The sequence below is a fragment of the Ferrimonas balearica genome (assembly GCF_019802085.1).
In the GTDB taxonomy this organism is placed as follows: Bacteria; Pseudomonadota; Gammaproteobacteria; order Enterobacterales; family Shewanellaceae; genus Ferrimonas; species Ferrimonas balearica_B.
Map to the genome: position 1 here is coordinate 976,562 of NZ_JAHVHV010000001.1, position 26,095 is coordinate 1,002,656.

General features: G+C 64.3%; 26 protein-coding genes. 9 read left to right on the forward strand and 17 right to left on the reverse strand.

Features of this window, described 5'->3' with window-relative positions; all coding sequences use genetic code 11:
- Nucleotides 1-11: 11 nt before the first annotated feature.
- The 3 genes from KUV81_RS04490 to KUV81_RS04500 all read right to left on the reverse strand — a co-directional run bounded on the left by KUV81_RS04490 (nt 12) and on the right by KUV81_RS04500 (nt 3,121).
- A complete protein-coding gene (locus KUV81_RS04490; RefSeq protein ID WP_222542645.1) occupies nt 12-1,943 on the reverse strand; it encodes a monovalent cation:proton antiporter-2 (CPA2) family protein in 1,932 nt (643 codons plus the stop codon).
- Entirely contained in the window at nt 1,940-2,554 is a 615-nt protein-coding gene (locus tag KUV81_RS04495; protein ID WP_222542646.1) for an NAD(P)H-dependent oxidoreductase, read from the reverse strand. Before KUV81_RS04495 ends, KUV81_RS04490 begins: the two co-directional genes overlap by 4 nt.
- 123 nt (nt 2,555-2,677) lie before the next feature.
- Complete coding sequence (locus tag KUV81_RS04500; protein ID WP_222542647.1) at nt 2,678-3,121, reverse strand: hypothetical protein; 444 nt, start codon at nt 3,119-3,121, stop codon at nt 2,678-2,680.
- A gap of 131 nt (nt 3,122-3,252) precedes the next feature.
- On the opposite strand from KUV81_RS04500, the gene KUV81_RS04505 reads away from it, so the two are divergent.
- On the forward strand, nt 3,253-5,019 hold the full coding sequence (locus KUV81_RS04505; RefSeq protein ID WP_261389191.1) for a mechanosensitive ion channel family protein: 1,767 nt from the start codon (nt 3,253-3,255) through the stop codon (nt 5,017-5,019).
- Here the strand turns inward: KUV81_RS04505 and KUV81_RS04510 are convergent.
- The 3 genes from KUV81_RS04510 to KUV81_RS04520 all read right to left on the reverse strand — a co-directional run bounded on the left by KUV81_RS04510 (nt 5,016) and on the right by KUV81_RS04520 (nt 8,370).
- Nucleotides 5,016-5,312, reverse strand: a complete 297-nt coding sequence (locus tag KUV81_RS04510) for an antibiotic biosynthesis monooxygenase family protein (RefSeq protein ID WP_222542648.1) — start codon at nt 5,310-5,312, stop codon at nt 5,016-5,018. The two genes, KUV81_RS04505 and KUV81_RS04510, sit on opposite strands and share 4 nt — an antisense overlap.
- Nucleotides 5,313-5,321: 9 nt before the next feature.
- Nucleotides 5,322-6,347: an acyltransferase gene (locus KUV81_RS04515; RefSeq protein ID WP_222542649.1), complete on the reverse strand. Its 1,026-nt coding sequence runs from the start codon at nt 6,345-6,347 to the stop codon at nt 5,322-5,324.
- A gap of 541 nt (nt 6,348-6,888) precedes the next feature.
- Entirely contained in the window at nt 6,889-8,370 is a 1,482-nt protein-coding gene (locus KUV81_RS04520; protein WP_222542650.1) for a methyl-accepting chemotaxis protein, read from the reverse strand.
- A gap of 137 nt (nt 8,371-8,507) precedes the next feature.
- On the opposite strand from KUV81_RS04520, the gene KUV81_RS04525 reads away from it, so the two are divergent.
- The 4 genes from KUV81_RS04525 to KUV81_RS04540 all read left to right on the forward strand — a co-directional run bounded on the left by KUV81_RS04525 (nt 8,508) and on the right by KUV81_RS04540 (nt 13,276).
- A complete protein-coding gene (locus KUV81_RS04525; protein WP_222542651.1) occupies nt 8,508-9,452 on the forward strand; it encodes an NAD(P)H-quinone oxidoreductase in 945 nt (314 codons plus the stop codon).
- A gap of 131 nt (nt 9,453-9,583) precedes the next feature.
- A complete protein-coding gene (gene pheS / locus KUV81_RS04530; protein ID WP_222542652.1) occupies nt 9,584-10,567 on the forward strand; it encodes a phenylalanine--tRNA ligase subunit alpha in 984 nt (327 codons plus the stop codon).
- Nucleotides 10,568-10,577: 10 nt separating this feature from the next.
- Nucleotides 10,578-12,965, forward strand: a complete 2,388-nt coding sequence (gene pheT, locus KUV81_RS04535) for a phenylalanine--tRNA ligase subunit beta (RefSeq protein ID WP_222542653.1) — start codon at nt 10,578-10,580, stop codon at nt 12,963-12,965.
- A 5-nt stretch (nt 12,966-12,970) separates the two neighbouring features.
- Complete coding sequence (locus KUV81_RS04540) at nt 12,971-13,276, forward strand: integration host factor subunit alpha (protein WP_222542654.1); 306 nt, start codon at nt 12,971-12,973, stop codon at nt 13,274-13,276.
- A gap of 63 nt (nt 13,277-13,339) precedes the next feature.
- Here the strand turns inward: KUV81_RS04540 and KUV81_RS04545 are convergent, their stop codons facing one another.
- Nucleotides 13,340-14,095: a hypothetical protein gene (locus KUV81_RS04545; RefSeq protein ID WP_222542655.1), complete on the reverse strand. Its 756-nt coding sequence runs from the start codon at nt 14,093-14,095 to the stop codon at nt 13,340-13,342.
- A 159-nt stretch (nt 14,096-14,254) separates the two neighbouring features.
- Here KUV81_RS04545 and KUV81_RS04550 point away from each other — a divergent pair, with 159 nt between their 5' ends.
- Both KUV81_RS04550 and KUV81_RS04555 read left to right on the forward strand, forming a co-directional pair.
- Nucleotides 14,255-15,022: a hypothetical protein gene (locus tag KUV81_RS04550; protein ID WP_222542656.1), complete on the forward strand. Its 768-nt coding sequence runs from the start codon at nt 14,255-14,257 to the stop codon at nt 15,020-15,022.
- Nucleotides 15,023-15,153: 131 nt separating this feature from the next.
- Nucleotides 15,154-16,260, forward strand: coding sequence for a M20/M25/M40 family metallo-hydrolase (locus KUV81_RS04555; RefSeq protein ID WP_222542657.1), 1,107 nt, complete (start codon nt 15,154-15,156; stop codon nt 16,258-16,260).
- Nucleotides 16,261-16,325: 65 nt separating this feature from the next.
- Here the strand turns inward: KUV81_RS04555 and KUV81_RS04560 are convergent, their stop codons facing one another.
- Nucleotides 16,326-16,631: a DUF3861 domain-containing protein gene (locus tag KUV81_RS04560; protein WP_222542658.1), complete on the reverse strand. Its 306-nt coding sequence runs from the start codon at nt 16,629-16,631 to the stop codon at nt 16,326-16,328.
- A 39-nt stretch (nt 16,632-16,670) separates the two neighbouring features.
- Entirely contained in the window at nt 16,671-17,162 is a 492-nt protein-coding gene (locus tag KUV81_RS04565; RefSeq protein WP_222542659.1) for a DUF2798 domain-containing protein, read from the reverse strand.
- Between the two features lie 103 nt (nt 17,163-17,265).
- On the opposite strand from KUV81_RS04565, the gene KUV81_RS04570 reads away from it, so the two are divergent.
- The gene (locus KUV81_RS04570; protein WP_222542660.1) at nt 17,266-17,700 is read left to right on the forward strand and encodes a MarR family winged helix-turn-helix transcriptional regulator; all 435 of its coding nucleotides are present in this window, start codon (nt 17,266-17,268) and stop codon (nt 17,698-17,700) included.
- Between the two features lie 28 nt (nt 17,701-17,728).
- On the opposite strand, the gene KUV81_RS04575 is transcribed toward KUV81_RS04570, so the two are convergent.
- On the reverse strand, nt 17,729-18,343 hold the full coding sequence (locus tag KUV81_RS04575) for a TetR/AcrR family transcriptional regulator (RefSeq protein WP_222542661.1): 615 nt from the start codon (nt 18,341-18,343) through the stop codon (nt 17,729-17,731).
- Between the two features lie 87 nt (nt 18,344-18,430).
- Here KUV81_RS04575 and KUV81_RS04580 point away from each other — a divergent pair, with 87 nt between their 5' ends.
- Nucleotides 18,431-19,840, forward strand: a complete 1,410-nt coding sequence (locus tag KUV81_RS04580; protein WP_222542662.1) for an amidohydrolase family protein — start codon at nt 18,431-18,433, stop codon at nt 19,838-19,840.
- A 73-nt stretch (nt 19,841-19,913) separates the two neighbouring features.
- Here KUV81_RS04580 and hisIE read toward each other — a convergent pair whose 3' ends face one another.
- The 7 genes from hisIE to hisD are packed head-to-tail and all read right to left on the reverse strand — an operon-like array spanning nt 19,914 to nt 26,092.
- Entirely contained in the window at nt 19,914-20,519 is a 606-nt protein-coding gene (gene hisIE, locus KUV81_RS04585) for a bifunctional phosphoribosyl-AMP cyclohydrolase/phosphoribosyl-ATP diphosphatase HisIE (RefSeq protein WP_222542663.1), read from the reverse strand.
- Nucleotides 20,516-21,289 (reverse strand): imidazole glycerol phosphate synthase subunit HisF, encoded by a 774-nt coding sequence (gene hisF / locus KUV81_RS04590; RefSeq protein ID WP_222542664.1) that lies wholly within the window; start codon nt 21,287-21,289, stop codon nt 20,516-20,518. The genes hisIE and hisF overlap by 4 nt, the downstream gene beginning before the upstream one ends.
- Complete coding sequence (hisA, locus tag KUV81_RS04595; protein ID WP_222542665.1) at nt 21,271-22,008, reverse strand: 1-(5-phosphoribosyl)-5-[(5-phosphoribosylamino)methylideneamino]imidazole-4-carboxamide isomerase; 738 nt, start codon at nt 22,006-22,008, stop codon at nt 21,271-21,273. The genes hisF and hisA overlap by 19 nt, the downstream gene beginning before the upstream one ends.
- A complete protein-coding gene (gene hisH / locus KUV81_RS04600; RefSeq protein ID WP_222542666.1) occupies nt 22,005-22,592 on the reverse strand; it encodes an imidazole glycerol phosphate synthase subunit HisH in 588 nt (195 codons plus the stop codon). The genes hisA and hisH overlap by 4 nt, the downstream gene beginning before the upstream one ends.
- 13 nt (nt 22,593-22,605) lie before the next feature.
- A complete protein-coding gene (gene hisB, locus KUV81_RS04605; RefSeq protein ID WP_222542667.1) occupies nt 22,606-23,673 on the reverse strand; it encodes a bifunctional histidinol-phosphatase/imidazoleglycerol-phosphate dehydratase HisB in 1,068 nt (355 codons plus the stop codon).
- Nucleotides 23,670-24,803 carry a histidinol-phosphate transaminase gene (hisC, locus tag KUV81_RS04610; RefSeq protein WP_222542668.1) on the reverse strand — a complete coding sequence of 378 codons (1,134 nt, stop codon included), beginning with the start codon at nt 24,801-24,803 and terminating at the stop codon, nt 23,670-23,672. Before hisC ends, hisB begins: the two co-directional genes overlap by 4 nt.
- An 8-nt stretch (nt 24,804-24,811) precedes the next feature.
- Nucleotides 24,812-26,092 carry a histidinol dehydrogenase gene (gene hisD, locus KUV81_RS04615; protein ID WP_222542669.1) on the reverse strand — a complete coding sequence of 427 codons (1,281 nt, stop codon included), beginning with the start codon at nt 26,090-26,092 and terminating at the stop codon, nt 24,812-24,814.
- Nucleotides 26,093-26,095: the final 3 nt, after the last annotated feature.

Sequence of the window (26,095 nt, forward strand, 5' to 3'; positions counted from 1 at the left end):
CCGGTGGCTTTTTAGTGCTCCTCGGTGCGGGGAATGTCCGCATCGGAGGCGATGTCCTCCACGTAGCCCTTGGGCGGCGGCGACCAGGCGCGGCCAGAGCTGTCGTGGCCCTCGTGAATGTCCCGCACCACCTTGACGCTGGCCTCCTGCACCATGGCGATAAAGCTGGCGCGGTAGGCGGCGTTGGAGAAGAAGTCGTGGTCCTGCACCCAGTGGCCATAGAGGTCATCCAGGGTGGATTTCTCAAATTGGCGGAAGCGGCGGCTGCGCTGCTCCGCCTCGAAGGGGTGCTGCCCCAGGTGCACCAGGGCCTCCTTGGCCAGTTTCAGGGCGCCTTCGAAGTACTCCCGGGTGATGAGATCCGCCCCGGCGCTGCGCAGGCGGTAGTAGTGGCCGCGGTCGTAGGCCCGGGCCAGGATGTGGACATTGGGGAAGTAGCGTTTGACCTGGTGGGTCAGCTCGATGGCCTGCTCCGGGTTGTCGATGGCCACCACCAGCAGGCTAGCCTCGTTGATGCCGGCGCTGCGCAGCAGGTCCAGCCGGGTGGCGTCACCGTAGTAGGCGCGGATGTTGACGATGCGCATCGCTTCCACCTGGGTGGGGGAGAGATCCAGCACCACCGGGTGGATGTCGTTGGCCACCAGCATGCGGCTGACCACCTGGCCGAAGCGGCCCATGCCGGCGATGATCACCTTGCCGGTCTCGCCAATCTCATCGGCTTCCCTGGCGTCGTCGGACTCGCTGTATTTGGGCAGGATCACCTTCTCGAACAGGATGAACAGCAGCGGCGTCAGCAGCATCGACAGGGCCACCACCAGCGACAGGATGGGCACCAGATCCGGTGGCAGCACCGCGTTCTGGCTGCTGAAGGAGAGCAGCACAAAGCCGAACTCCCCCGCCTGGGCCAGGGAGAGGCTGAACAACCAGCGGTCCCCGAGGCGAATCTTAAACAGGAAGCTCAGGGCCAGCAGCACCAGGGCTTTCAGTAGCATCACCCCGAAGGTCAGCCCCATCACCAGGGCAAAGTCGCCGAACAGCACCTCGAAGTTGATGCCGGCGCCGACGGTGATGAAGAACAGCCCCAGCAGCAGCCCCTTGAAGGGTTCGATGTCGGACTCCAGCTCGTGGCGGAACTCGCTGGTGGCCAGCACCACCCCGGCCAGGAAGGTGCCCAGCGCCGGCGACAGCCCCACCAGGGACATCAGCACGGCGATGCCGATCACCAGCATCAGGGCGGCGGCGGTGAAGATCTCCCGCAACTGGGCCTCGGCGATGATGCGAAACAGCGGTCGGGTGAGGTAGTGGCCCCCGAGCACCACGGTGGCGATCGCCCCGGCCACCGCCAGGGCCTGACCCCAGCCGGGCAGCCCGGCCACCAGGCTGAGCTCCTCGTGGTGGTCGGCGCCGTGGGCGGCGGCCTGGCTGAACTCCGGCAGGGCCAGCAGGGGAATAACCGCCAGCATGGGGATCACCGCGATGTCCTGGAACAGCAGCACGGAGAAACTGGCGCGGCCCCCTTCGGTCTTGGTCAGCCCCTTCTCGTTAAGGGTCTGCAGCACGATGGCGGTGGAGGAGAGGGCGAAGATAAGGCCGATGGTCAGCGCCACCGACCAGTAGAGGCCGAAGGCCATGCCGGCGGCAAAGATGAGCCCGGCGGTGATGCCCACCTGCAGGCCGCCCAGGCCCAGCAGTTTGGCGCGCATCTCCCACAGCATCCGCGGTTCGAGCTCCAGGCCCACCAGGAACAGCATCATCACCACGCCAAACTCGGCAAAGTGCTGCAGGGTTTCGGTTTCTGAACCCACCAGGCCCAGCAGCGGGCCGATCACCACCCCAGCGATGAGGTAACCCAGCACCGAGCCCAGGCCAAAGCGGTTGGCCAGGGGCACGGCGATGACGGCGGCCACCAGGTACATAAAGGCGTAAAGCAGGATCTCGGTCATGAGGTGGCCTCCAGCATCTCGTTCAGACTGACCCGGTGGGGGGCGTCGCTCAGACTCAGGCTGTGATCACTCAGACGGTTCAGCAGGGTGACAAACTGCTCTCGGTGGCTGTCCAGCCGACCCTCTTCGCGGGCGGTGCGGGAGTTGAACAGCACGAAGGGGGGCAGGTAGGTCATGTGGCAGAGGTTGGCCGTCATCTCCAGCGGGCGCAGCAGCTCGCGCACCGTGTAGCGGTTGTAGCCTTCGGTCCGGTAGGCCCCCTCCTTGCCACCGGCACTGACGGCGCTGAAGAAGATCTTGTCCTTAAGGGCCAGCCCCTTGTGGCCGTAGGCAAAGTTGTACTCCAGCACCAGGTCCTGCCACTCCTTGAGGATGGCGGGGGTGGAGTACCAGTAGAAGGGGTGGAGAAACACCACCACATCGTGATCCAGTAACCGCTGCTGCTCAAGCTCGATGTCGATCTCCAGGGTGGGGTACTCGGCGTAGAGGTCCACCAGGGTGACCTGGGGCAGGTCCATCACCGAGCGGGCCAGCGCCAGGGTGATCTCGGAGCGGTGCTGGATGGGGTGGGCGAACAGGACAAGGATCTTTCTGGGCGTTGGTGAGGCCATAACAGACTCGTAAATAACTGATATCAGGAACTATTATTCAGAGCGACATTCAGTTCAAGTGCATTGGGATGACAAGGGCGCGGGATGAACCATAATACCGGGCCTTTGGGCCCGGAATCGGGGTCAGCCGGCCTGCTGCTGCCAGTAAGCCAGCCGGGCGTCCGGGGCGGTGAGCAGGGACTGGCAGGGGCCCTTGTACTGGCCCATCAACGGACCCAGGGATTGGGCGTTGGGCATGCTGGCGCGCATCTCAGAGAAGGCCGCTTTGACCCGCTGGTCGATCACCTCGGCCTCTGCCTTGCTCTGGGCCAGGGCCCGGGCCTGGGTGGCGGAGGTCTCCAACCGACCGGCCACCGCCGCCATCTGGGGGACGTTCATGCCGGAGAGGGTCTGGGCGCTCAGCTCGTAGTACGCGGTGCACTGGATTGCTTCCTCCAGCCAACGGGCTTCCGGGCCGGAGCCACCGGCGGCGCTTTGGCTGGCGCCACCGAAACTGCGCATCACGAAAAAGCTGGCGGCCAGCACGCCGAGGATAAAGACCAGGGTCAGAAGGGTGGTTTTGGACATGGGGTTTCCGAGTTGAAATGCTTTGCCCCAAACCTAATGCAGGATGTGACATTGATCAACGAATTGGGCGGGGCTGAGGGGCGCAACCTACACTGAAACCAGGATGAATCAGGCGATTTTTGGGGATGCGGATGCTGAGGCTTGCACTGTTACTGATGATGCTGGGGGGGCCGGCCTGGGCGGCACAGGAGGCCGAGCCGGCCCAGGCACCGACACCGGCAGTGGCCGATGAGCTGGCCCAGAGCTACCAGGCGATGCAGGATGAGATCGCCGCCACGGAACTGCGCATCAAGCGGCTGGAGGAGAACTGGCAACACACCGAATCGGAGATGTCTCGGGAGCTGATTCAGCAGCAGGTGGTGGCGGAGACCTCCTCGCTGATGCAGCAGCTCAACGCCTTCGTTAATGCCGCCAAGGCCAGCGGCCGCTCCAACCACACCGAGATGGCCGTCTCGGTGATCAACGCCGAGAACGACTACCTCACCCACCGACTGGAGAGGGCCTCGTTAGGCCTGCGACAGCTGTTTGAAACCTACGAGAAGTCCACCTCCGATAAGCAGATCCTGACGCTGCTGAACATCGACGACATGTTCCTCTACATCAACTGGCTGCTGGGACTGAGGCTGGAGAACCTGGCAACGCTGGAGGAGATGAACGTCAAGGCCAACCAACTGCGTCGCAAGCTCAACCGGGAGATCGTCCGCTACGCCGAGTTTATGGCGATCTACCTGCGCTCCAGCACCCGGCAGCAGGAGCTGCTGCAGGGGGAGATCAACACCCTGCCGGTGGACGCCCGCAGCGCGCTGGAGAGTAAGGTGGCCACCCAGCAGCGCCTGGTGCGCAGCGCCGTGGCCAACCTCAAAGAGGTGATCGGCCTGATGCAGAAGCAGGGGCTGGCGGTGGAGGAGTACAACGAACTCATCTTCAAGACCACCGGCAACATCGCCGAGGCGGTGGTCAGCTGGAGCGCCATGCGCACCGTATTACGGGGCCTGGGGGAGGACGCGGTGCTCTGGTTTAAGGACAACATCGGCGGGATCCTCTCCCGCATCGTGCTCTTTGCCGCGCTGATGATGGGGGCGGTGCTGCTGGGCCGGGCGGTGCGCCGGGGGATCGCCCAGGCGGTGACCCACAAGAAGGCCAAGTTCAGCACCCTGGTGCAGGACTTTTTCATCAACATGGGCGGCAACCTGGTGGTGATCTTCGGCTTGCTGTTTGCCCTGGCGCAGATCGGTTGGGATCTCACCCCGGTGCTCACCGGTTTGGGGGTTGCGGGCATCGTGATCGGCTTTGCCCTGCAGGACACCCTCTCCAACTTCGCCTCGGGGATGATGATCCTTATCTACCGGCCCTACGACGTGGGGGACTACATCGAGGCCGGCGGCGTGGCGGGCAAGGTGGGCAAGATGAGCCTGGTGAGCACCACCATCCGCACCTTTGATAACCAGGTGTTTGTGGTGCCCAACGCCAAGATCTGGGGGGACACCATCAAGAACATCACCTCGGAGCGCATTCGCCGGGTGGATATGGTGTTTGGCATCGCCTACGGCGACGACGTGGGGCAGGCCGAGGAGGTGTTGGAGGCGATCGTCACCGAGCACCCCAGCGTGCTCAAATCCCCGGAGCACGTCATCAAGCTGCACACCCTGGGGGAGTCCTCGGTGGACTTTATCGTGCGCCCCTGGGTCAAGACCGACGACTACTGGGACGTCTACTGGGACATCACCCGGGAGGTGAAGGTGCGCTTCGACCGAGAGGGGCTCACCATCCCCTTCCCGCAGCGAGACGTCTACTTGCAAAGCGGTGCGGTACCGCCGCCGTTGCCCGTGGTGGAGTCGGCGCCGCCCTCCGATACCGGCCACCGGGCGGCCGGCGAGGGGGAGGAGGGAACGGTCTAGGCCGGGCGGGTGCCGTAGGCCCGTTCTATCTGGGCGATCTCCACGGAGTAGTGCTGGTACCACTGGTCGCGGCCCAAGGACTGGGCCACCCGGTGTTCGCTGTCCGCCTTCCAGGCCAGGATGTCCGCCTGGCTGTCCCAGTAGGAGAGGGCGATCTCCTCCTGCCCTTCGGTGACCGCCACGAACTCCCGACAGCCAAACTCGTCAAGCGCCCGCTGACGCAGCTGACCGGCCAGGTCGCTGTAGCGGGCATCCAACTGGGCCACCCTGGCCCGAAATATCACCACGTACATGTCGGCTCCTTAGGGCACCAGGCGATTGATCAGCGGAATTTTGGCCAGCAGGGCGGTCAGGGCCCAGGCCACCAGCAGGGTGCCCAGGGTGATGGCGGGGATCGCCAGCAAGGTGTGACCGAACCACTGGTAGACGCCGTTATCCAGGTTGCGGATGGGGATGAGCAGCAGCGGGTGGACCAGGTAGATCCCGAGGCTGTAGGTGGAGATGGAGACAATCACCTTTCTTGCCGCGCCACTGATGCGATCGGCGTAGCACTGGGCCACCACGAAGAGCATGGCGCCGATCAGCACGGTATTGAGGCTCTTGTACCCCATAAACAGCGAGCTGTAGGCGCCCTTGGCCTCGGCGGCGTACCAGCTGCCGACGATGTTCATCAGCGCCGAACCCAGCCCCACCACCAGCCAGATCTTCAGCTGCGGACGGTTGTCCCGGTTGAACAGGAACCAGCCCAGCACCAGGTAGCCGGAGTAGAGCAGGATGTTCTGGCGCAGTGGCGTCTCCACCTTGAGCAGGTGCATCAGGGTAAGCACCATCCAGGCGGCGATCAGCAGTTTGACCCGCTCCGGCTCCATGCGATGCAGCAGCGGGGCCAGCAGGGGGATGACGAAATAGAGCGGAATGAAGTCGTAGAAGAACCAGAGGTGGTACCACACCGGCTCATTGGGTGAGGCCTGGAGGATCGCCAGGGTCTCGGCACCCTGCCACTGGCCGGCGCTGAACCCGCCCACGGCAGCGTAAAGCAGCGTCCAGCCGACAAAGGGCACCACCACCTTGCCCAGGCGGCGCTGAAGATAGTGACGGTTGTCGAAGGGGCGGGTGTCGGAGAGCAGCAGGGCGCCGCTGATCATCATAAAGACCGGTACCGCCCAGCGGGTGATGGCGTTGATGCTGACGGCGCCGAACCACTGATGATCGTCGATGACGCCGTAGAGCTCGCGAAGCGGGCCGAGGACATGGATGGCGATCACTGCGATGGCGGCGATAAAGCGGAGCAGGTGGATGTAGAAGATGTCGGGTCGACGCGCGCTCATTGAGGGGCCCTGGGGCGGAAACAGGCCTTTAATCCTAATGGCTTGGCAAAAAAAACGCGACCTTACGGCCGCGTTAAACTCTTGAATTGCAGGGAATGAGACGATGAAAAAATTCCGTCCATCGCTCAATGTTTCGACAGTGGAGCGGCGCCCGGGTTCCGGTGCCCGGGCATAAAAAAACGCCACCGAAGGGCGGTGGCGCAAATTCGAAGGGGAAGTCTCAAGATAAATCGGTTTGCAGGGAAGTGATTTACCTGACCATACAGACCGGCAAAGGGGAAAAAGAGTTCACAAAAATGGGGAAACTTTTTTCCTCTTGGTGCCGGGTGGACAAACTCTGAGCGAAAGCGGCCTAAAACAGGCACGGCAGGCGGCAGGCAAAAAAAGGGCCGCCCAGGGGGCGGCCAAAATAAGAACGATGATTGGTTACCACGCGCGATATCGCTAACTCGTGCCTGGACTGGTTCCGACCGACGGTTTCGAACTCGGTTCCCTCGGCATCGCGGGCGGGTTCAAATCTGTGATCGCGATCCCACCGGGCTCAGATCTTCAGCCCCATCAACTGGGTTTGCAGGCCATCGGCGGTGTCCCCCACGCTCTGGCTGGCGGTTACCGAGGCCAGGGCGGCCTGCTCCAGTTCGTGGGACTGGTTGCGCACCTCCATCAGGTTGCTGGCGATGTCGTTGGCCACGGTACTCTGCTGCTCGGCGGCGGTGGCGATCTGGCTGCTCATGGCGAACACCTTGTCGGAGTGCTGGGCGATCAACATCAGATCCTCCCCGGTGCGGCTGACCAGCTCCTGACCCTGCTCCGCCCGCTCCACGGTGCTGCGCATCAACCCCTCCAGGCTGACGGTGCCGCTTTGCAGCTCCTCAATCATCCGCTGGATCTCCACGGTGGCCGCCTGGGTGCGGCCGGCCAGAGAACGCACCTCGTCCGCCACCACGGCAAAGCCCCGCCCCTGGTGCCCGGCCCGGGCCGCTTCGATGGCCGCGTTCAGGGCCAGCAGGTTGGTCTGCTCGGAGATCCCGTTGATGGTGGTGACCACCGCATCGATGCGCGCGGCATTGGTGTTGACCTGTGAGACGGCACTGGAGGCGCTGTGCACCTCGTCCACCAGCTGGGTAATGGTGGTGATGGTGGTCTGGATCTGGCTGTGGCCCCGTTCGGCATCCTGGCTGGCCTGGCGGGTCTCCACCGAGGTGTGCTCGGCGTGGTTCGCCACCTCCCGCACCGTGGCGGTCATCTCCTCCATGGCAGAGGCCAGGCTGTCCAGGTGCTGACGCTGGCTGATGGCCAGGTCCTTGCTGCCGGTGGCCTGGGCCCCCAGCTCGCCGGAGGCGCCCAGCATCCGGGCGGAGACCTCGCGAAGCTCCCGCACCACCCGCTGGCGGGTGGCGATAAGTTCATCGATGTGGTGGGCCAGCGGGCGGAAATCGTCCCGTCCCGGGGCGAAGTCCAGTCGCACCGTCAGATCATTGGCCGCGGCCTGGCTCATCACCGACTGCATCTGGGCCAGGCCGCGGGTGATAAAGCGGCGCACCACGTAAGAGAGGTAGAGGGTCAGCCCGACCACCGCCGCCAGGGCCCAGAGCATGTCGGTGTGCTGGGCCAGTACCGAGGCGGTGGTGATCTCCTCGGCGCTCATCTGCAGGTAGTGGCTGTCGCCCACCGGGGCGCTGTAAAGATAAAAGCCCCCTTCAGTGATGAGCTGGTGGCGGGTCTGCATCTGGGGGCTGTCGGCGGCCAGTACGGTGCCGCTGCTCAGGGTGGCGTTGATGGCGGCGACGCCGGCGTGGTCCAGGGTCGGGGCCAAACCGGTCAGGGTGCGGGCCAGGCTGTCGGTGTGCTGCACCAACGCCGTCTGCTGCAGTTCAGTCTCCTCGGCCTTGTCCATCACGATAAAGGCCAGGGTAAACAGCAGCAGCGCCACTGTGGGGGTGACCGAGATCAGCAGCAGCTTCTCTTTGATGGTCAGGCGGATAAGATAAGGGTCCCAGAACCCGGACTTGGTGTCGTTCATGGCATCGCCGTCAGGAGAGTTTCGGTTCAGCGCACTAAGTCGGCGGGCGATGCAGGGACTTTAAACCCGTCGGCCCCCAACAAGGAGAAATTGCGGTGTCGGTCACGTCGAGCACAACAAATGCCCAGTCGGAAACCATGAGCGCCTGGGTGGGCGAGGGGGGCCAGGCCCGTTTGGTCCGATGCCCCAGACCCGAGGCCCGGCCCGGGGAGGTGGTGATCCGGGTTCTGGCTGCGGGCGTAAACCGGGCAGACCTGCTTCAGGTGGCCGGGCACTACCCGCCGCCAGCCGGGGCCAGCGAGGTGCTGGGACTGGAGGTGGCCGGCGAGGTGGTCCAGGGCGCCGGGTCCTTCAAGCCGGGGGATGCGGTGATGGCGCTGCTTGCCGGTGGCGGCTACGCCGAGTACGTGGCGGTGGATGCCGGTTCGGTGCTGCCCCTGCCGCAGGGCATCAGCGTCGAGCAGGGGGCAGCCATTCCCGAGGCCTTTGTCACCGCTTACCAGTGTTTGTGCCACCTGGGCCAGCTCGCCGCCGGACAGCGGGTGTTGCTGCACGCCGGCGCCTCTGGGGTGGGCACCGCCGCCATTCAGTTGGCCCGTCATCTCGGCGCCGAGGTGTGGGTGACTGTGGGCAGCGAGGCCAAGCTTGAGGCCTGTCGGGCCCTGGGGGCCACCGGCGGGGTGAACCACCGCCAGGGGGATTTTGCTCAGGCACTGCCGCCGGTGGACTTGATTGTCGACCCTGTGGGGGGCGATTACCTGGGGCGCAACCTCAAGCTGCTCAAACCCGACGGTCAGCTTATCCAACTGGCGATGATGGGGGGACGCCGGGCCGAGGTGGACCTGGCGCTGGTGCTGGCCAAGCGGCTGACGGTGCGCGGCTCCACGCTGCGCAGCCAGCCCAAGGCGGTGAAGGCGGCCCTGGTGCAGGGGTTGTGGCAGCGCTTTGGTGCGGCCTTCGAGGGCGGCGAGATCGCCCCTGTGGTGGATAGCGCCTACGCTTTTGAGTCGGTGGCTGAGGCCCACCGGCGGATGGCCGATAACGCCAACACCGGCAAGCTGGTGCTGAAACTGGCTCAATAGGGCGTTGTTTTATTGCCCGATTGCGTGATTCCCCGCCCAGACGGGTTTTTATAGTGAGCGCAATACAGTAAAATTTGGCCCCTTTATCAGTCGATTGATTTTCGAACGGATCGGACCCGAGAAGAGAAAAGATGCAGCAACTAGCAGAGATTGTCGCGCAGGCGTTGGCCGCCATTGAGGCGACCGACGATCTGAAAGCGCTCGACGACATCCGGGTGAACTACCTGGGTAAGAAGGGTGAGATCACCGCCCTGATGAAATCCCTGGGGCAACTGTCCGCCGAGGAACGCCCCGCCGCCGGCCAACAGATCAACGCCGGCAAGCAGCAGGTTCAGCAGGCCCTGAACGCCCGCATCGAAGCCCTGCAGACCGAGGCCCTCAACGCCAAGCTGGCGGAGGAGGCGGTGGACGTCACCCTGCCGGGCCGCAAGCTGGCCACCGGTGGCCTGCACCCGGTCAACCGCACCATCGAGCGCATCGAAGCTTTCTTTGCCGATCTGGGCTTCGACGTGGCTTCCGGGCCGGAAGTGGAAGACGGTTTCCACAACTTCGACGCCCTGAACATTCCGCCCCATCACCCGGCGCGGACCGATCACGACACCTTCTTCTTCAACCCCGACCTGATGCTGCGGACCCACACCAGTGGCGTGCAGATCCGCACCATGGAGGCCACCAAGCCGCCGATCCGCATCATCTGCCCGGGCCGGGTGTACCGTAACGACTACGATCAGACCCACACCCCGATGTTCCACCAGGTGGAAGGCCTGCTGGTGGCGGAGAAGGTCTCCTTTGCCGAGCTCAAGGGCGTGCTGTACGACTTCCTGCGCAACTTCTTCGAGGAAGATCTGGACGTGCGTTTCCGCCCCTCCTACTTCCCCTTCACCGAGCCCTCTGCCGAGGTGGATGTGCGTCGTAAAGACGGCAAGTGGCTGGAAGTGCTGGGCTGCGGCATGGTGCACCCCAAGGTGCTGGAGTCCGTGGGCATCGATCCCGAGAAGTACTCCGGTTTCGCCTTCGGCATGGGCGTCGAGCGTCTGACCATGCTGCGTTATGGCGTGAACGACCTGCGTTCCTTCTTCGAAAACGATCTGCGTTTCCTGAAACAGTTCCAGTAAGGGGTTACCGATGAAATTTAGTGAATCCTGGTTGCGGGAGTGGGTGAACCCTGCCATCTCCACCGAGGAACTGTCCGAACAGATCTCCATGGCTGGCCTGGAAGTGGACGGCGTGGAGCCGGTGGCCGCCGAGTTTAACGGCGTGCTGGTGGGCGAGGTGGTCGAGTGTGGCCAACACCCCGATGCCGACAAGCTGCGGGTGACCAAGGTGAACGTCGGTGGCGAAGAGTTGCTGGACATCGTCTGTGGTGCCGCCAACTGCCGCCAGGGCCTGAAAGTGGCCGTGGCCACCGTGGGCGCCGAGCTGCCCGGCGGTTTCAAGATCAAAAAAGCCAAGCTGCGCGGCCAGCCCTCCCACGGCATGCTCTGCTCCTTTACCGAGCTGGGCATCGATATCGAGTCCGACGGCATCATCGAACTGCCGGTGGACGCCCCGGTGGGCACCGACATCCGCGAGTACCTCGCCCTGGATGATCGCCAAATCGAAGTGGACCTGACCCCCAACCGGGCTGACTGCCTGGGTCTGGTGGGCCTGGCCCGCGAAGTGGGCGTACTGAACCGCGTGGCGGTGACTGAGCCGGAAGTGGCCGCCGTGGCCCCCGCCACCGATGCCGCCCACGGCATCCGTGTCGAGGCCCCCGAGCACTGCCCCCGTTACCTGGGTCGCGTGGTGAAGAACGTCAACGTTCAGGCACAAACCCCGCTGTGGATGCAGGAGAAGCTGCGTCGTGGCGGCATTCGCTCCATCGATGCCGTGGTGGACATCACCAACTTCCTGCTGCTGGAGTACGGCCAGCCGATGCACGCCTTCGACCTGGCCAAGCTCAACGGCGACATCCAGGTTCGGATGGCCCGTGCCGGTGACACCCTGACCTTGCTGGACGGCACCGAAGTGGAGCCGCGGGAAGACACCCTGCTGATCGCCGACGACAAGGGACCCCTGGCCCTGGCCGGGATCTTCGGTGGCGAACACAGCGGCGTAACCGGTGAGACCACCGAGGTGCTGCTGGAGTGCGCTTTCTTCAACCCGCTCTCCATCATCGGCAAGGCCCGCTCCTACGGCCTGCACACCGACTCCTCCCACCGCTTCGAGCGGGGCGTGGACCCACAGCTTCAGAGCAAAGTGATGGAGCGCGCCACCGCGCTGCTGACCGAGATCTGTGGCGGCGAAGCCGGCCCCGTGGTGGAGGTGAAGTCCGACGACCACCTGCCCAAGCCGGCCACCATCACCCTGCGTCGCGAGAAGCTGGATGCCCTGCTGGGCCACCACATCGGTGACGAGGACGTGGCCGAGATCCTGACCCGCCTGGGTTGCGAGGTCAGCACCCTTGAGGGCGGCTGGCAGGCCAAGGCGCCGAGCTGGCGTTTCGACATGGCCATCGAGCAGGATCTGATCGAGGAAGTGGCCCGCATCTACGGCTACAACAGCATCCCCAACCTGGCGCCCGTGGCCAAGCTGACCATGACCGATCACACCGAAGCCAAGCTGCCGCTCAAGCGGCTGCGCAGCCTGCTGGTGGATCGCGGCTTCCAGGAAGCGATCACCTACAGCTTTGTGGATCCCAAGCTGCAGGCCCGCCTGCACCCGGGCGTTGATCCCATGATGCTGCCCAACCCCATCTCCTCCGAGATGTCCGCCATGCGCCTGTCCCTGTGGACCGGTCTGCTGGGGGCCGTGGCCCACAACCAGGCCCGTCAGCAGGTCCGTGTGCGCCTGTTCGAAACCGGCCTGCGCTTTATCCCGGACGCCGACGTCGACATGGGTGTGCGCCAGGAGCCGATGCTGGCGGCGGTGATCGCCGGTACCCAGAGCGACGAGCACTGGGACATGGCCGCCAATACCGTGGACTTTTTCGACCTTAAGGGCGATCTGGAAGCGGTACTGGGCCTGACCAACGATCCGCACCAGTTTGGCTTCCGCGCGGCCCAGCACCCGGCGTTGCACCCGGGCCAGTGTGCCGAGATCCTCAAGGGCGATCAGGTGGTGGGCCTTATCGGTGCCATCCACCCCCAGCACGAGAAAAAGCTGGGCCTGAATGGCCGGACCATCGTGTTCGAGATCCAGCAGGATGCGGTGCTGACCCGTCAGCTGCCCGAGGCGCAACCGGTGTCCCGTTTCCCCGCCAACCGTCGTGACATTGCCATCGTTGTTGACGAGGCGATCCCGGCCGGTGACGTTGAAAAAATGATACGAAAAGTTGGCGGAAATCAGTTGGTTGCCGTAAACTTGTTTGACGTATACCGTGGGAAAGGTGTCAACGAAGGCCAGAAGAGCCTGGCCATCGCCTTGACCCTGCAGGATGTCGAGCGCACCCTGGAGGAGAAGGAGATCGCCGAGGCGGTTGAGAACATCGTTGCCACTTTGAAGTCAGAGTTCAACGCACAGTTGAGGGACTGAGAAACATGGCGCTGACCAAAGCCGATATGGCTGAACACCTGATCGAAAACTTGGGCCTGCATAAGCGGGACGCCAAGGAGATGGTGGAGGCCTTCTTTGAAGAGATCCGCCTGGCCCTGGAATGTGGGGAGCAGGTTAAGCTGTCGGGTTTTGGGAACTTCGAACTCAGGGATAAGAATGAACGTCCGGGACGGAACCCAAAGACGGGCGAAGACATTCCCATCACGGCCCGCCGGGTGGTGACCTTCCGACCGGGCCAGAAACTCAAGGCCCGGATCGAGGAATCTGAGCTGCTGGGTGACGAAGGTTAAGCGTCACGTACCATCCATAAAAACGCCGTCCCTGGGACGGCGTTTTTTTATGCCTGTGGGCCGCTACTCCTGGATAAGCGACAGGTCGGTTCTTAAGCGATACAGCTGGTACTCGGTGCCGTGGAAGTGGCTGCTCCAGCTTTCAAACAGCGCCTTGGCCTTGCTCTCATCCCCCAGGTGTTTACCCAGGGACTCAGCAAAGCTGGGGTCCGGCTCCGCCATGCCGGCGTAGTTCTGGTGGGGGATCACCAGGTGCAGGGTCGGTTCGCCGCCCACGCTCCAGCTCCACGCCCAGCTGTAGGGCCACTCCATCGCCTTAGCGTGATCACTGAGTGCCTTCTTGTCCGCCTCGGTGCCGGCACCGTGTCCCGCCTTGACCTTGTAGGAGGTCACGCCGAAATAGACGTAGCCCGGATCCTGCTCCGGCCAGTTGCTGTTGGCCATATCCACTTCGGAGAAGTTGTGGGCCACCGCTTCCACCAGCTGACCCACGTTGGTGCGCCAATGGTTGCCGGTTTGCTGGTCGTTCTGCCACTTCACGTAGGTGTCCACCTCGGCCCAGTTGGTGCAGCAGCTGCGGATCATGTAACGGTTTAACTTGTCGCCCAGGGTGGGCACGTAGACCATCCATTGCCGGGTATCGCCTTTCTCCTTGCGAAAGGCCACATGACGCTTGAGTGCTTCCTCAAATTTGGCCGCTTCACCGGCTTTGGGGGTGATGATCCACATCTCCGCCAAATTATCCGGTTTGTCCGCGGCAAACAGGGTCAGGGGAAGCAGGCATAAAAGCAGGCTGAAACGACGCAAGAGGTTGTTCATGGAGGGCTCCTTAGAAGAGGGAACGCGTCGATGGCTAACCATAGCAGAGGAATGGTCTTTGCGCGTTTTCCCCCCTGTTCGGCCTCGCTTCGCTCTCCTGCGTCCGCCTTGGCCGCCCTTTGCTAGAGTTAGTGGAGCCAAACTGCAGGAGATCCCCCAATGCGTCGGGTTTTTGTCGTGCTGTTGTTACTGGTCAGCGGGTTACCATCGGCCATTGCCGACGATGAGTTGCTGATGGACATTTACGTGGTGACGCCCCTGCCGGGCCAGCGATTGCCGTTGGAGCAGGCGGTCAACGACCACATGAACCACCGGCTGGCCAACGGGGAAAGCCGCGGCTGGGTGCTCTACGTCCCCATGCTGGGGCAAAACATCGGCCGTTTGATGCTCTATTACTGCTGCGACAACTGGAACGACATGGAGTCCTACTACCAGTGGGAAGAGCAGAGTGAAATGCGCCAGCATTGGATGGACTTTGTCGAGCCCTTCGTCCAGCAGGTGGATCACTACATCAGCGTGGTGGACGCGCCCAACAGCAGCTGGGATGACTACACCAAGGTGAGCCCCTACCTCAACGTCACCGAGTACCACCTAAACCCCGGCCACCGGGAGCCCACCAAGGAGAGCATCAAGATCCTGAGCGACTACGTCAAAGCCCTGGAGTGGCAGTCCAACTGGATCTGGAGCTGGCAGATGGGGGGCGATCCTGTGTTGAACCTGGTGATCCCGCAGGAATCGATCTTTGACCTCTCCTCCCAGCGCTTTGGTTTTGAGGGCGCCCTGGGGGAGTACCTGGGGGATGCCGAAAAAGCGAGGCAGTTGCTGGTGACTCTGAGAAGCCATTATTCCCACACCTACTTTCAGCTCTACCGTTTGCGCCGACAGCTGGATCCCAAGAACGAGGAGCCCCCGCTGGAGCCGGAGTAGCCGGCAAAGTTTGATCTCGCTCGGAATTAGGTGCCGGTGGGTTTGAACTGCCCTCGGCGCCTCGTCTAAGGTGGACCTCTTCCCAACGACCCTAAAGGTGTCGCCGGTGCCAAGCCGGTGTGAGAGTCCCTATGTCCAAGATCCAATCCGAGCGCCTGATCCAGCACTTTATCGAGCTGGTGAAGATCGACAGCGAATCCCGTAACGAAAAAGCCATCAGCGAAACCCTGGCCGAGCAGCTGGGCCAGTTGGGCTTCGAGGTTCACAAGCAGAGCGTGGATCCGGCCATCTCCAACGGCCACAACCTCTACGCCCGACTGGACGGTGAGCTGGCCGGCAGCGTGCTGCTCAGCTGCCATATGGACACCGTCACCCCGGGTAACGGCATCGAGCCGGTGATCGAGGACGGCATCATCCGCTCCAAGGGCGAAACCATCCTGGGTGGGGACGACAAATCCGGCATTGCGGCCATCATGGAGGCGGTGCGCAGCCTGCGTGAGCAGGGCCAGGCCCACCAGAGCATTGAGCTGGCGCTGACCGTCAACGAGGAGTGCGGCCTGCACGGCTCCAAGGCGTTCGACATGACCGCCGTCCAGTCCCAGCACGCCATTGTGCTGGACTCCGGTGGCCCCATTGGCACAGTGATCACCGTGGCCCCGGGGCAGGAGAGCCTGAGCGTGACCGTCACCGGTAAGCCCGCCCACGCCGGCCTGGCCCCGGAGACCGGGATCAACGCCCTGACCGTGGCGGCGGATGCCATCGGTAAGATGAAGCTCTCCCGCATCGACGAGGAGACCACCGCCAACATCGGTGTGGTTCAGGGGGGCAGCGCCACCAACATCGTGATGCCGAGCCTCACCCTGGAAGCGGAAGCCCGCTCACTGGACGACGATAAGCTGGATGCCCAAGTCAACCACATGGTGGCCACCTTTGAAGCGGCCGCCGAGTGTCACGGTGCCCAGGTGAGCATCGAGCGCTCCCGCTCCTACAACGCTTACCGCATCGACGAGGCCGATCCCCTGGTCACCGGCGTGGTTGCGGCCTTTGAGGCCAACGGCGTCCAGGCCCAAACCCAGTCCACCGGCGGTGGCTCCGACGCCAACATCTTTAACGCCAAGGGGCTCAAGACCGTCAACCTCTCCACCGGTATGGCCAAGGTGCACACCTGTGACGAGGAGATCGCGGTGGCGGATCTGGTGGCCATTACCGAGTTTCTGCACACCTACCTGAGCCGCTGAGCGCGGAGCAGGAAAGAAAAAGCGCCGCAGACTGCGGCGCTTTTTTTATGGCGATGGGGATGACATCAGGCCTGTGGGCTGGACTTTACCGCCGCTTTCAACGCGCTCATAAACTCGGTGAACTGGGGTTTGAAGCCCTTGAACAGGGGCAGGCGGCGGTACTTAAGCTGGGCTTCGCCAAAGAGCTTCACACCGATGGCAAAGGCGGTGGCATCGTCTTTTTCCATGGGCAGCTTGCCGCTGAGGGCATCGACAATCTTGTACAGGTCGTCGTGGTTTCGCACCTGGAAGCTCAGGGCCGGCCGGGACTGAGGGTTGCCCTTGGGATCTTCCAGGTGTTCGACGGTAATACGGTAGAGGTGGCCTTTCATCAGGGTCTCCAAAATGAGGGTAGGGGGGCTTGGCGCAGATCAGCTTTTCAAGAAGCGCTCGATGCGGGGTTTGACGGTCAGCGAGAAGGTCACCATCAGGGTGAGTCCCACCGGCAGGGCGGCGGCGAAGGCGCTCAGCCAGGCGGATTGGAAGGCGGCCAAATCGGCAATGCCCAGTTGCTGGGCGGTGGTGGTGAAGGCCATCAGGGACTCCATCACCACCGCCATCACCAGGCCCACTGCCAGGTTGCGCTGCCCCTCGCTGGCCGAGGGCAGCAGGACAGCGGCCAGGCGGGTGAGCAGGGCCATCATCAGTGCGCCGATGGGCATCATCACGGCGCTGGCCAACAGGAACGCCTGGCCCCAGGCGGTAAGAAAACCTTCGGCGATCCCCAGGTTCATGTAGGTCATCACCCCGGTGAGGGTGCCGCCTATGGCGGTCATCATGCCAGCCACCACCAGCACCTTGTGCCGCAACGGGGTGTTGCCGGGCTCGGTTTGGGTCGCATCGGAAAAGGTGTGGGTCACCATAGAGGCCTCCTGACTTGAACAACACAGCCAATTAAGTTGATAATGTCAACTATAGGGATAAAGGTTGACATTGTCAACCATGTTGATTGAAAGGTGCCCATCCATGTCTGAACTGACCCCCCTGGAGAGCCTGTTTCGCCTGGTTCATCTGCTCAAGCGCCAGCTGCACCAGCAGATAGAGGCGCTGGACTTGGCCATCACCCCCATGCACGTGCGGGTGATGAAGATTGTCCACCGGACACCGCAGTGCACGGCCAATGGGGTGGGGCAGTGGCTCAACCGGGACAAAGCCCAGGTGACCCGACTGATCAGCACCTTGATTGACCAGCAACTGCTGGTGAAGACCCCCAACCCCCAAGACAAGCGCAGCCAGTACCTGACGCTGACCGAGTCGGGCCGGGCGTTGATGGGCCGCATCGACGACATCGATGGGGTGCTGATTGAGAGGATGACGCGGGGGATGAGCCCGGCGGAGCAGGCCGAGTTTCAGCGCCTGGCCGGGCTGATGGCGGACAATTTAGGGGCGTCCGACGCCTGAGGGGGCGGCGCCCATCTGGGGACTGGGCTTACCGGCCCTCCAGGGCCGGCAGCAGCAGCGCCACCAGCCCATCGCTGAACTCGGCGCCGTTCAGTTCGCTGGCGATGGCCGGAGTGAGGCTGGGATAGAGCACCTTGTCCAGGGTGGCGCTCACCACGGTGTAGACCGCCATCTGCAGGGCACCCTGGCGTTCGCTGCGCTGGCTCGGGTCCAGGTGCTGACCCAGCCACCGCTCCAGCTGCTGGTACTCCTGCCGTCGGCCCTGCAACTCCGCCACGGTCAGGGCCTGATCACCCAGTCGGGCGTTGAGGTGCACGGTGCGCAGGATGTGGCGCTGGCGCTCGAAGAACGCGCGGGTCTGGTGGCAGAAGGCGTGCAGGGCGGCCTCCAGGTTGGCCTCCTGGTGGTTCACCAGGGTCAGGTGCCACTGACGAAGCTGGTCGCCAAAGCGCTGGTAGAGCAGGGGCAGCAGGGCTTCTTTGTCCTTGAAGCGGCGATAGAAGGTGCCCACGGACACCTGGGCCTCTGTGGTGATCTCCGCCACGCTGATCTGTTCGAAGTACTTGTGCTGGAGGCAGTGGTCCAGGGCGTCCAGCAGTTTCTGCTGGGTCTTCAGGCTGCGCTGCTGCTTGGGGGTGGTCATCGGGCGACTAAATGTGAATCGTGATTTACATTTGTCCAGTCTAGCATTAGTGTATGCGAATCCAAATTCACATATTGGCAGGACGCTATGACCCTACGCTCACTTGTGCTCACTGGCCTGGCCCTGATGGGGCTGAACCTCGCGCCCCTGGCCGGTGCCTCCCCCTACCAGCGCTTCGACGCGCCTAACCTGGCGCTGACCAACGCCACGGTGATCGACGGTCGGGACCAGGGGGTGATGAGGGAGACCACCATCCTGGTGGAGGAGGGGCGCATCGTCGCCATCCAGGGGGCCGAGGCGCCCATCGCCGAGGGTTACACCCGGGTGGACCTTGATGGCCACACGGTGATCCCGGGGCTGGTGATGATGCACGAGCACCTGTTCTACCCCACGGGCAACGGCCATTACGGTGACATGCTCTACAGCTTTCCCAAGCTCTACCTGGCCGGGGGTGCCACCACCATCCGCACCGCCGGCACCACGGCGCCCTATGGGGATCTGGGCGTGGCCCGGGGGGTGGCCCGCGGTCGAGAGATTGGCCCGGACATGAACGTCACCGCCCCCTATCTCAATGGCCCCGGCCTGCCGATCTTAAAGATCCACCCGCTGCGAGACGCGCAAAACGCCCACGACCTGGTGACCTACTGGCAGTCGGAGGGGGTGGAGTCGTTCAAGCTCTACATGCAGATCCGCCAGGACGAGATGGAAACGGCACTGAAGCTGGCCCACGAACGGGGCCAGACGGTTACCGGCCACCTCTGCTCCATCACCCTGGGGCAGGCGGCGGAGCTGGGGATCGACAACATCGAGCACGGCTTTATCACCGCCACCGATTTTGTCAGCGACAAGCAAGCGGACACCTGTCCCGACGGCCAAAGCGTCAAAGCCTCACTGCTGGCACTGCCGGTGGACAGCCCCAAGATGGCGGCGCTGATCGACAAGCTGGTGGCCAATAACGTGGCGATCACCTCCACACTGACCATCTACGAAACCTTCGCCAAGGGCCGGCCCATCGCCTACTCCGAAGCCCTGGCACAGATGACCCCCCACGTGCGGGAGCTCTACCTGTCCCGCTGGTCCGCCATCCAGCAAAGCGACAGCGAGCAGTGGCGCGAGCTGCTGGCCAAGGAGATGGCCTGGGAGAAGCGCTTTGTGGAGGCCGGCGGCACGCTTTTGGTGGGTACGGATCCCACCGGATACGGCGGGGTGGTGGCGGGTTGGTCCAATCTTAGGGCCCTGGAGCTGCTGCTGGAAACCGGCTTCACCCTGCCTGAAGCGGTGCGCATCGCCAGCTACAACGGCGCGCACTTTCTCGGTCGCGATCACGAGGTGGGCACCATCGAGGTGGGTAAGCGGGCGGACCTGGCGATATTTAGCAGCGATCTGACCGGCGATTCGGCCAACTTCAAGGGGATCCGCTACACCATGAAAGCGGGCAAGCTCTACGACAGCCAGGCGATCTTTGCCGATCTCAAGGGCATCGTCGGCCTGCACTGAACATCGGCTAACCCAATCGCCATAGCGAAACCAAGAAGCGCCAAAGTCCGGCAGGGCTTTGGCGCTTTTGGTGTTACTGGTGACGCTCGGCCAGGCGGGCCACCACGTCGGCCATGGGCACCTGCTGCTGCTCCAGCAGCACCGTCAGGTGGTAGAGCAGATCGGCGGTCTCGTCGATGAGGTTTTCCCGGTCATTGGTGGCGGCGGCCAGGGCCACCTCGACCCCCTCTTCGCCCACTTTCTGGGCCACCCGGCGGGGGTTGCCCTTGAGCAAGGACGCGGTGTAGCTGGCGTCCGCCGGGGCGTCGCGCCGTGCCGAGACCACCGCCGCCAGGGTGTTCAGAAACGGTTGATTGGCGTCATCATCGAAGCAGCTCTCCACCCCCAGGTGGCAGGTGGGCCCATTGGGCTTGGCTTGCACCAGCACCGCATCGTTGTCGCAGTCGCTGCCCAGGGTGACCAGCTCCAGCACATGGCCGGAGCTTTCGCCCTTGGTCCACAGGCGGTTCTTGGAACGGCTGTAGAAGGTGACTCGACCGGTTTCCACCGTTTTGGCCAGGGCTTCGGGGTTCATGTAACCGAGCATCAGCACCCGGCCGGTCAGGTGGTGCTGCACCACGGCGGGCACCAGGTTGTCCATCTTGTCCCAGTCGATTTGGGGAAGGGAGGTTTGAGTCATGGGCGTACCACCACCTGTTGTTCGAGCAGGTATTGCTTCAGTTGCGGGATGGGGATGATCCCCTTGTGAAAGACCGAGGCGGCCAGGGCGCCGTCGACGCGGGCCTGCTTGAACACTTCGGCAAAGTGTTCCTTGGCCCCGGCGCCGCCGGAGGCGATGAGGGGCACCGAGCAAACGTCCCGCACCGCGGCCAGCTGCTCAATGTCGTAACCTTGGCGGACGCCGTCCTGGTTCATCACGTTCAGTACGATTTCGCCGGCGCCCCGTCGGATCACCTCCTGGCACCACTGAAGGGTGTCCCAGGCCGTATCGCGGGTCGAGGCTTCCGAGCCGGTGAACTGCTTTACCCGGTAGCGGCCGCTGTCGGCGTCGAACCAGGAGTCGATCCCCACCACAACGCACTGGCGTCCGAAGCGGTCGTTGAGCCGGTTGATCAGGTCCGGATCGGACAGGGCAGGGCTGTTGACCGAGATCTTATCGGCGCCATCGGCCAGGATCTTCTGGGCATCCTCGATGGTTTTGATCCCCCCAGCCACGCAGAAGGGGATGTCCAGCTGCTCCGCCACCCGGGCCACCCAGCTCTTGTCCACGGTACGGCCGTCGGCGCTGGCGGTGATGTCGTAGAACACCAGCTCATCCGCCCCTTCGGCGGCGTAGCGGGCGGCCAGGTCGACAATTTCACCGACGATCTCGTGGTTGCGGAACTGGACGCCCTTGACCACCTGGCCGTTCTTCACGTCCAGGCAGGGGATTATCCGTTTTGCCAGCATGCCAGGGCCTCCTCGATGGTGAAGCGGCCGGCCAGCAGGGCCTTGCCGATGATGATGCCGCCGATGTTGATCGCCTTGAGGGCGCGCAAGTCGTCCAGCTCGGCGATGCCACCGGAAGCCTGCCAACGCACGCCGGGGTAGGTGGCGATAAGACGCTCGTAGAGGGTCACGTTGGGACCGGTCAGCATGCCGTCGCGATCCACGTCGGTGCAAAGCACGTCGGTCAGTCCCGCTTCCAGCAGCGGGGCGATCACCTCAGACAGCCGTTTGCCGGAGCCTTTCTGCCAGCCGTGGGTCAGCACTTCCGGCTCACCCTGCTCATCCAGACGCACATCCAGGGCGACGGTTATGCGTTCGGCGCCGTATTGCTGCATCCAGCGGGCCACCCGCTCGGGCTGGCTGACGGAGAGAGAGCCGATCACCACCTTGGCCACGCCAATGGCCAGCAGGGCTTTGACGTCTTCCTCGCTACGCACCCCGCCCCCCACCTGGATGGGCGCCTTAAGGTTCTGCACCAGGTGCTCGATGGTCTTCAGTTGACGGTTGGCGGGGTCCTTGGCGCCGTCGAGATCCACCAGGTGCAGCAGGGCACTGCCGGCGTCCTGGTAGGCCTTGAGTTGGGTCAGGGGATCGTAGGCGAACTCGGTGACGGCGTTGAAATCGCCCTTTTCCAGGCGGACAACTTTACCGCCGATGAGATCAATGGCCGGGATGATCATGCTTTGAGCTCCAGGAAATTCTTCAAGATACGGGCACCGACTGGGCCGGAGCGCTCGGGGTGGAACTGCACCCCCATGATGTTGCCCCGACCCACGGAGGCGGAGAAACGCTGGCCGTACTGGGTGCTGGCCAGGGTCAGGGGGCCCTCCGCCACGCCGTAGCTGTGGACAAAGTAGACGTAATCGCCCGGCTTCACCCCGGCAAACAGGGGGTGGTCGGTGGGCGTCAGGGTGTTCCAGCCCATGTGGGGCAGGGGTTGTTCCCCCGCCTTCAAGCGCTCTGTCTTGAAGGGCAGCAGGCCCGGCAGGACGGTGTTGCCCTCCTCCGAGGCCGCCCCCAGCAGCTGCATCCCCAGGCAGATCCCCAGTAGGGGCTGCTGGATCTGCGGCAGCACCGTCAGCAGGCCCCGCTCGCGCAGCTGCACCATGGCGGCCTGGGCGGAGCCGACGCCGGGGAGGATCACCCGGTCGGCGCTCAGGATGGTGCGGGCATCGGCGCTCACCTGGGGGGCATCCCCCAGGCGCTCCAGGGCAAAGCGAACCGAGGCGAGGTTGGCACAGCCGGTGTCGATGATTACGGTCATGGTTCGCTTCCTTTTACAGCACGCCTTTGGAGGAGGGCAGGGCGTTGCCCTCCTTGGTTATCGCCTGACGCAGGGTGCGGCCCAGGGCCTTGAACAGGGCCTCCACTTTGTGGTGCTCGTTGTCCCCCGCCACCTTGATGTTCAAGGTGCAGGCCAGGCCGTCGGCGAAGCTGCGGAAGAAGTGGGGCACCATCTCGGTGGCCATGCCGCCGACCGCATCGCGCTGGAACTGGGCGTCAAACACCAGGTAGGCCCGGCCGGAGAGATCCAGCAGGCAGTGGGCCTCGGTTTCGTCCATCGGCAGGGAGAAGCCAAAGCGGCCGATTCCCCGCTTGTCCCCCAGGGCCTCGCGCAGTGCACCACCCAGGGCCAGGGCCGCGTCCTCGACGCTGTGGTGGTCGTCGATGGCCAGATCGCCGGTCATGGTCAGCTCCAGGGCGAACCCGCCGTGGGTGGCGATCTGATCCAGCATGTGGTCGAAAAAGCCGATACCGGTGTCGATGCGGTTGGGGCCGGTGGCGTCGAGGTTCACCTTGACCTGGATGTCGGTCTCCGAGGTGGTGCGGCGCAGCTCGGCGGTGCGGTCCTGACCGGTCAGCTGTTTGGCGATGGCGGGCCAGTTGTTGGTGGCCGGATCGTACTGGATCCCCCGCACCCCCATGGCCTGGGCCAGCTGGATGTCGGTCTGACGGTCACCGATGACGTAGGAGCGTTCGAAGTCCACCTTGCCCGCCACCAGGTAGGGCTGCACCAGCCCCAGCTTGGGCTTGCGGCAGCTGCAGTTGTCGCTGTCGAAGTGGGGGCAGATCAGCACCTCGTCGAAGCGGATCCCCTGGCTTTCGAAAATCGCCATCATCATCTGGTGGGGGGCATCGAACTCCGCCTGGGGAAAGCTGTCGGTGCCCAGGCCATCCTGGTTGGAGACCATCACCAGGCGGTAACCGGCGTCCTGCAGTTCGCGCAGCACCGGGATCACCATGGGCTCCAGCTTGAGCTTGTCCAAGCGGTCCAGCTGTTTGTCGACGGGCGGCTCCTCCACCAGGGTGCCGTCGCGGTCAATAAAGAGGATGGGCTGTTTCATTGGCGGGTCTCCTTGGCGGCCGCGCGGATCCGGGCGTTGTCTTTGTCGGTGGCGGTGGGGGTTTGGGGATTCAGTTGTCGGCTCAGGCTGCGCAGGGCGCTCTCCACCTGGGCCAGCTCGCTGTCGCTGCCGATGCTGATGCGAAGCCAGTTGGCCAGGGCCGGGGTTCGGTAGGCGCGGATCAGCAGGCCCTTGGCCACCAGGGCCTCGTAACAGGCGCGGGCGGCGTCCATCTCGAACAGCACAAAGTTGGCTTGGGAGGGGATCACCCTTCGTACCGTGGGCAGCTCCGACAATCGCATCGTGAGCGCCGCTCGGCGGGCGTTGAGCTGGGCTACCTGGGTCTGCATCCGCTTGAGGCCCTCGGGGCTGAGCGCCTCCTCGGCCAGTTGGGCCACCGGCTGGGGCACCGGGTAGGGGGCGATCACCTTGAGCAGCACCTCGATCACCGCCGGGTTGGCCAGGGTGAAACCGCAGCGGGCCCCGGCCAGGGCGAACGCCTTGGAGAGGGTGCGAAGCACCACCAGGTTGGGGCACTGGGTCAGGGCGCCGGCCACGCTGAGCTCGGGGCAGAACTCGATGTAGGCTTCGTCCACGACCAGCAGGCTGTCGGGCAGGGCTGTGGCCAGGGCCACCAGCTGCTCCGGCGGGATCACGGTGCCGGAGGGGTTGTTGGGGTTACAGACGAACACCAGCTTGCAGTCGGCCACCTGCTGGGCAAAGTCTGTGGGCAGTTGGTAGCCCTCGGCCCAGTCCAGGGTGCGGCAGGCCACGGCGTTGGTGGCGGCGCTGATGGCGTACATGCCGTAGCTGGGGCCGCAGGTGGCGACCCGGTCGATGCCGGGGCGGCAGAAGGCGCGGATCAGCAGATCGATCCCCTCGTCGGCGCCGCGGGTGGCCAGCACCTGGTCGGTGGCCAGGTTGGCGTAGCTGGCGTAGGCGCTGAGCAGCGCCGGCGGCTGGCAATCCGGGTAGCGATTGACGCCCACCACTGTGCTGTTGTTCCAGGGGGACTCGTTGGCGTTGAGCCACACCTCGCCCCCCTGTACTTCGCGGCGGGCGGAGGCGTAGGGGGTCAGGGCGGCGATCTCCGGGCGCACCAGGCGGGCAATGCGTTGTTCGACGGACATAGGGGCACTCATGCGGGCTTCTCCATGCGCAGGGTGACGGCGTTGGCGTGGGCGTCCAGCCCCTCGGCCTGGGCCAGGGTGACCACGGTCTTATTCAGGGCAGCCAGGCCGTCCCGGGACAGCTCCTGCACCGTGAATCGGCGCTGGAAGTCCGCCAGGGAGAGGCTGGAGACGGTGCGGGCGGCGCCGTAGGTGGGCAGCACGTGGTTGGTGCCGCTGGCGTAATCGCCCACGGACTCCGGGGTCCAGGGGCCGAGAAAGACCGAGCCGGCGGCGCGCAGTTTGGGCAGCAGGTCCCGAGGGGTTCGGGTCTGGACAATCAGGTGCTCCGGGGCGTAGGCGTTGCTGATGGCACAGGCCTCGTCCAGGTCCTGGGCCAGGATCACCCGGCTCTGGGCCAGGGCGGCGCGGGCGATCTCGGCCCGGGGCAGCGCGGCCAGTTGTTGCTCCAGCTCGGCGACCACCCGGTCGGCCAGGCAACCGCTGTCGGTCACCAGGATCACCTGGGAGTCCTCACCGTGCTCGGCCTGGGAGAGCAGATCCGCGGCCACAAAAGCAGCGTCGGCCTGATCGTCGGCGAGCACCAGCACTTCGGAGGGACCGGCGGGCATGTCGATGGCGGTGCCCTGCTGGCTCACCTGACGTTTGGCCTCGGTAACGAAGCGGTTGCCGGGGCCGAAAATCTTGTCCACCCGGGGGACGGTTTCGGTGCCGTAGGCCAGGGCAGCAACGGCCTGGGCCCCGCCAATCAAGTAAAGGGCGTCCACGCCGCACTGCTGAGCGGCATAAAGAATGGCGTCGTTGATCGGCGGCGGGGTCACCATCACCTTGAGGGCGCAACCGGCGATGCGGGCCGGCAGGGCCAGCATCAGCACGGTGCTGATCAGAGGCGCGCTGCCGCCGGGGACGTAGAGGCCCACCCGCTCAATGGCCTCGGTGCGCAGCTCGCAGCGGATCCCCTCGGCCACGTCCATGGACAGCGCCTGGGGCTGCTGGGCCTGGTGGAAGCGACCGATGTGAACGATGGCCTGATCGATGGCGGCCTTAAGCTCCGGGGCCAGGCGCGCACCGGCCTCGGCCATGGCGTCGGGGCCCAGCTGCCAGCGTTCGGGCAGGGCGCCGTCGAACTTCTCGGTCAGGGCCTTGAGGCCGGCATCGCCCTGCTGGGCCACCTGGGCCAGGATCGCTGCCACCGCGCCCTCCAGGGCCGGGTCTGCCACCAGCTCGGAGCGGGCCAGGGCCCGGCGCTGTCCGGCCTCATCCAGTTGCTGCCAAATCACGCGTTCCATGGC

Bases quoted from the DNA above. Each gene is read 5' to 3' on its own strand.
- KUV81_RS04490 (WP_222542645.1), bottom strand. From the start codon at position 1,943: ATGACCGAGATCCTGCTTTACGCCTTTATGTACCTGGTGGCCGCCGTC.
- KUV81_RS04495 (WP_222542646.1), bottom strand. From the start codon at position 2,554: ATGGCCTCACCAACGCCCAGAAAGATCCTTGTCCTGTTCGCCCACCCC.
- KUV81_RS04500 (WP_222542647.1), bottom strand. From the start codon at position 3,121: ATGTCCAAAACCACCCTTCTGACCCTGGTCTTTATCCTCGGCGTGCTG.
- KUV81_RS04505 (WP_261389191.1), top strand. From the start codon at position 3,253: ATGCTGAGGCTTGCACTGTTACTGATGATGCTGGGGGGGCCGGCCTGG.
- KUV81_RS04510 (WP_222542648.1), bottom strand. From the start codon at position 5,312: ATGTACGTGGTGATATTTCGGGCCAGGGTGGCCCAGTTGGATGCCCGC.
- KUV81_RS04515 (WP_222542649.1), bottom strand. From the start codon at position 6,347: ATGAGCGCGCGTCGACCCGACATCTTCTACATCCACCTGCTCCGCTTT.
- KUV81_RS04520 (WP_222542650.1), bottom strand. From the start codon at position 8,370: ATGAACGACACCAAGTCCGGGTTCTGGGACCCTTATCTTATCCGCCTG.
- KUV81_RS04525 (WP_222542651.1), top strand. From the start codon at position 8,508: ATGAGCGCCTGGGTGGGCGAGGGGGGCCAGGCCCGTTTGGTCCGATGC.
- pheS (WP_222542652.1), top strand. From the start codon at position 9,584: ATGCAGCAACTAGCAGAGATTGTCGCGCAGGCGTTGGCCGCCATTGAG.
- pheT (WP_222542653.1), top strand. From the start codon at position 10,578: ATGAAATTTAGTGAATCCTGGTTGCGGGAGTGGGTGAACCCTGCCATC.
- KUV81_RS04540 (WP_222542654.1), top strand. From the start codon at position 12,971: ATGGCGCTGACCAAAGCCGATATGGCTGAACACCTGATCGAAAACTTG.
- KUV81_RS04545 (WP_222542655.1), bottom strand. From the start codon at position 14,095: ATGAACAACCTCTTGCGTCGTTTCAGCCTGCTTTTATGCCTGCTTCCC.
- KUV81_RS04550 (WP_222542656.1), top strand. From the start codon at position 14,255: ATGCGTCGGGTTTTTGTCGTGCTGTTGTTACTGGTCAGCGGGTTACCA.
- KUV81_RS04555 (WP_222542657.1), top strand. From the start codon at position 15,154: ATGTCCAAGATCCAATCCGAGCGCCTGATCCAGCACTTTATCGAGCTG.
- KUV81_RS04560 (WP_222542658.1), bottom strand. From the start codon at position 16,631: ATGAAAGGCCACCTCTACCGTATTACCGTCGAACACCTGGAAGATCCC.
- KUV81_RS04565 (WP_222542659.1), bottom strand. From the start codon at position 17,162: ATGGTGACCCACACCTTTTCCGATGCGACCCAAACCGAGCCCGGCAAC.
- KUV81_RS04570 (WP_222542660.1), top strand. From the start codon at position 17,266: ATGTCTGAACTGACCCCCCTGGAGAGCCTGTTTCGCCTGGTTCATCTG.
- KUV81_RS04575 (WP_222542661.1), bottom strand. From the start codon at position 18,343: ATGACCACCCCCAAGCAGCAGCGCAGCCTGAAGACCCAGCAGAAACTG.
- KUV81_RS04580 (WP_222542662.1), top strand. From the start codon at position 18,431: ATGACCCTACGCTCACTTGTGCTCACTGGCCTGGCCCTGATGGGGCTG.
- hisIE (WP_222542663.1), bottom strand. From the start codon at position 20,519: ATGACTCAAACCTCCCTTCCCCAAATCGACTGGGACAAGATGGACAAC.
- hisF (WP_222542664.1), bottom strand. From the start codon at position 21,289: ATGCTGGCAAAACGGATAATCCCCTGCCTGGACGTGAAGAACGGCCAG.
- hisA (WP_222542665.1), bottom strand. From the start codon at position 22,008: ATGATCATCCCGGCCATTGATCTCATCGGCGGTAAAGTTGTCCGCCTG.
- hisH (WP_222542666.1), bottom strand. From the start codon at position 22,592: ATGACCGTAATCATCGACACCGGCTGTGCCAACCTCGCCTCGGTTCGC.
- hisB (WP_222542667.1), bottom strand. From the start codon at position 23,673: ATGAAACAGCCCATCCTCTTTATTGACCGCGACGGCACCCTGGTGGAG.
- hisC (WP_222542668.1), bottom strand. From the start codon at position 24,803: ATGTCCGTCGAACAACGCATTGCCCGCCTGGTGCGCCCGGAGATCGCC.
- hisD (WP_222542669.1), bottom strand. From the start codon at position 26,092: ATGGAACGCGTGATTTGGCAGCAACTGGATGAGGCCGGACAGCGCCGG.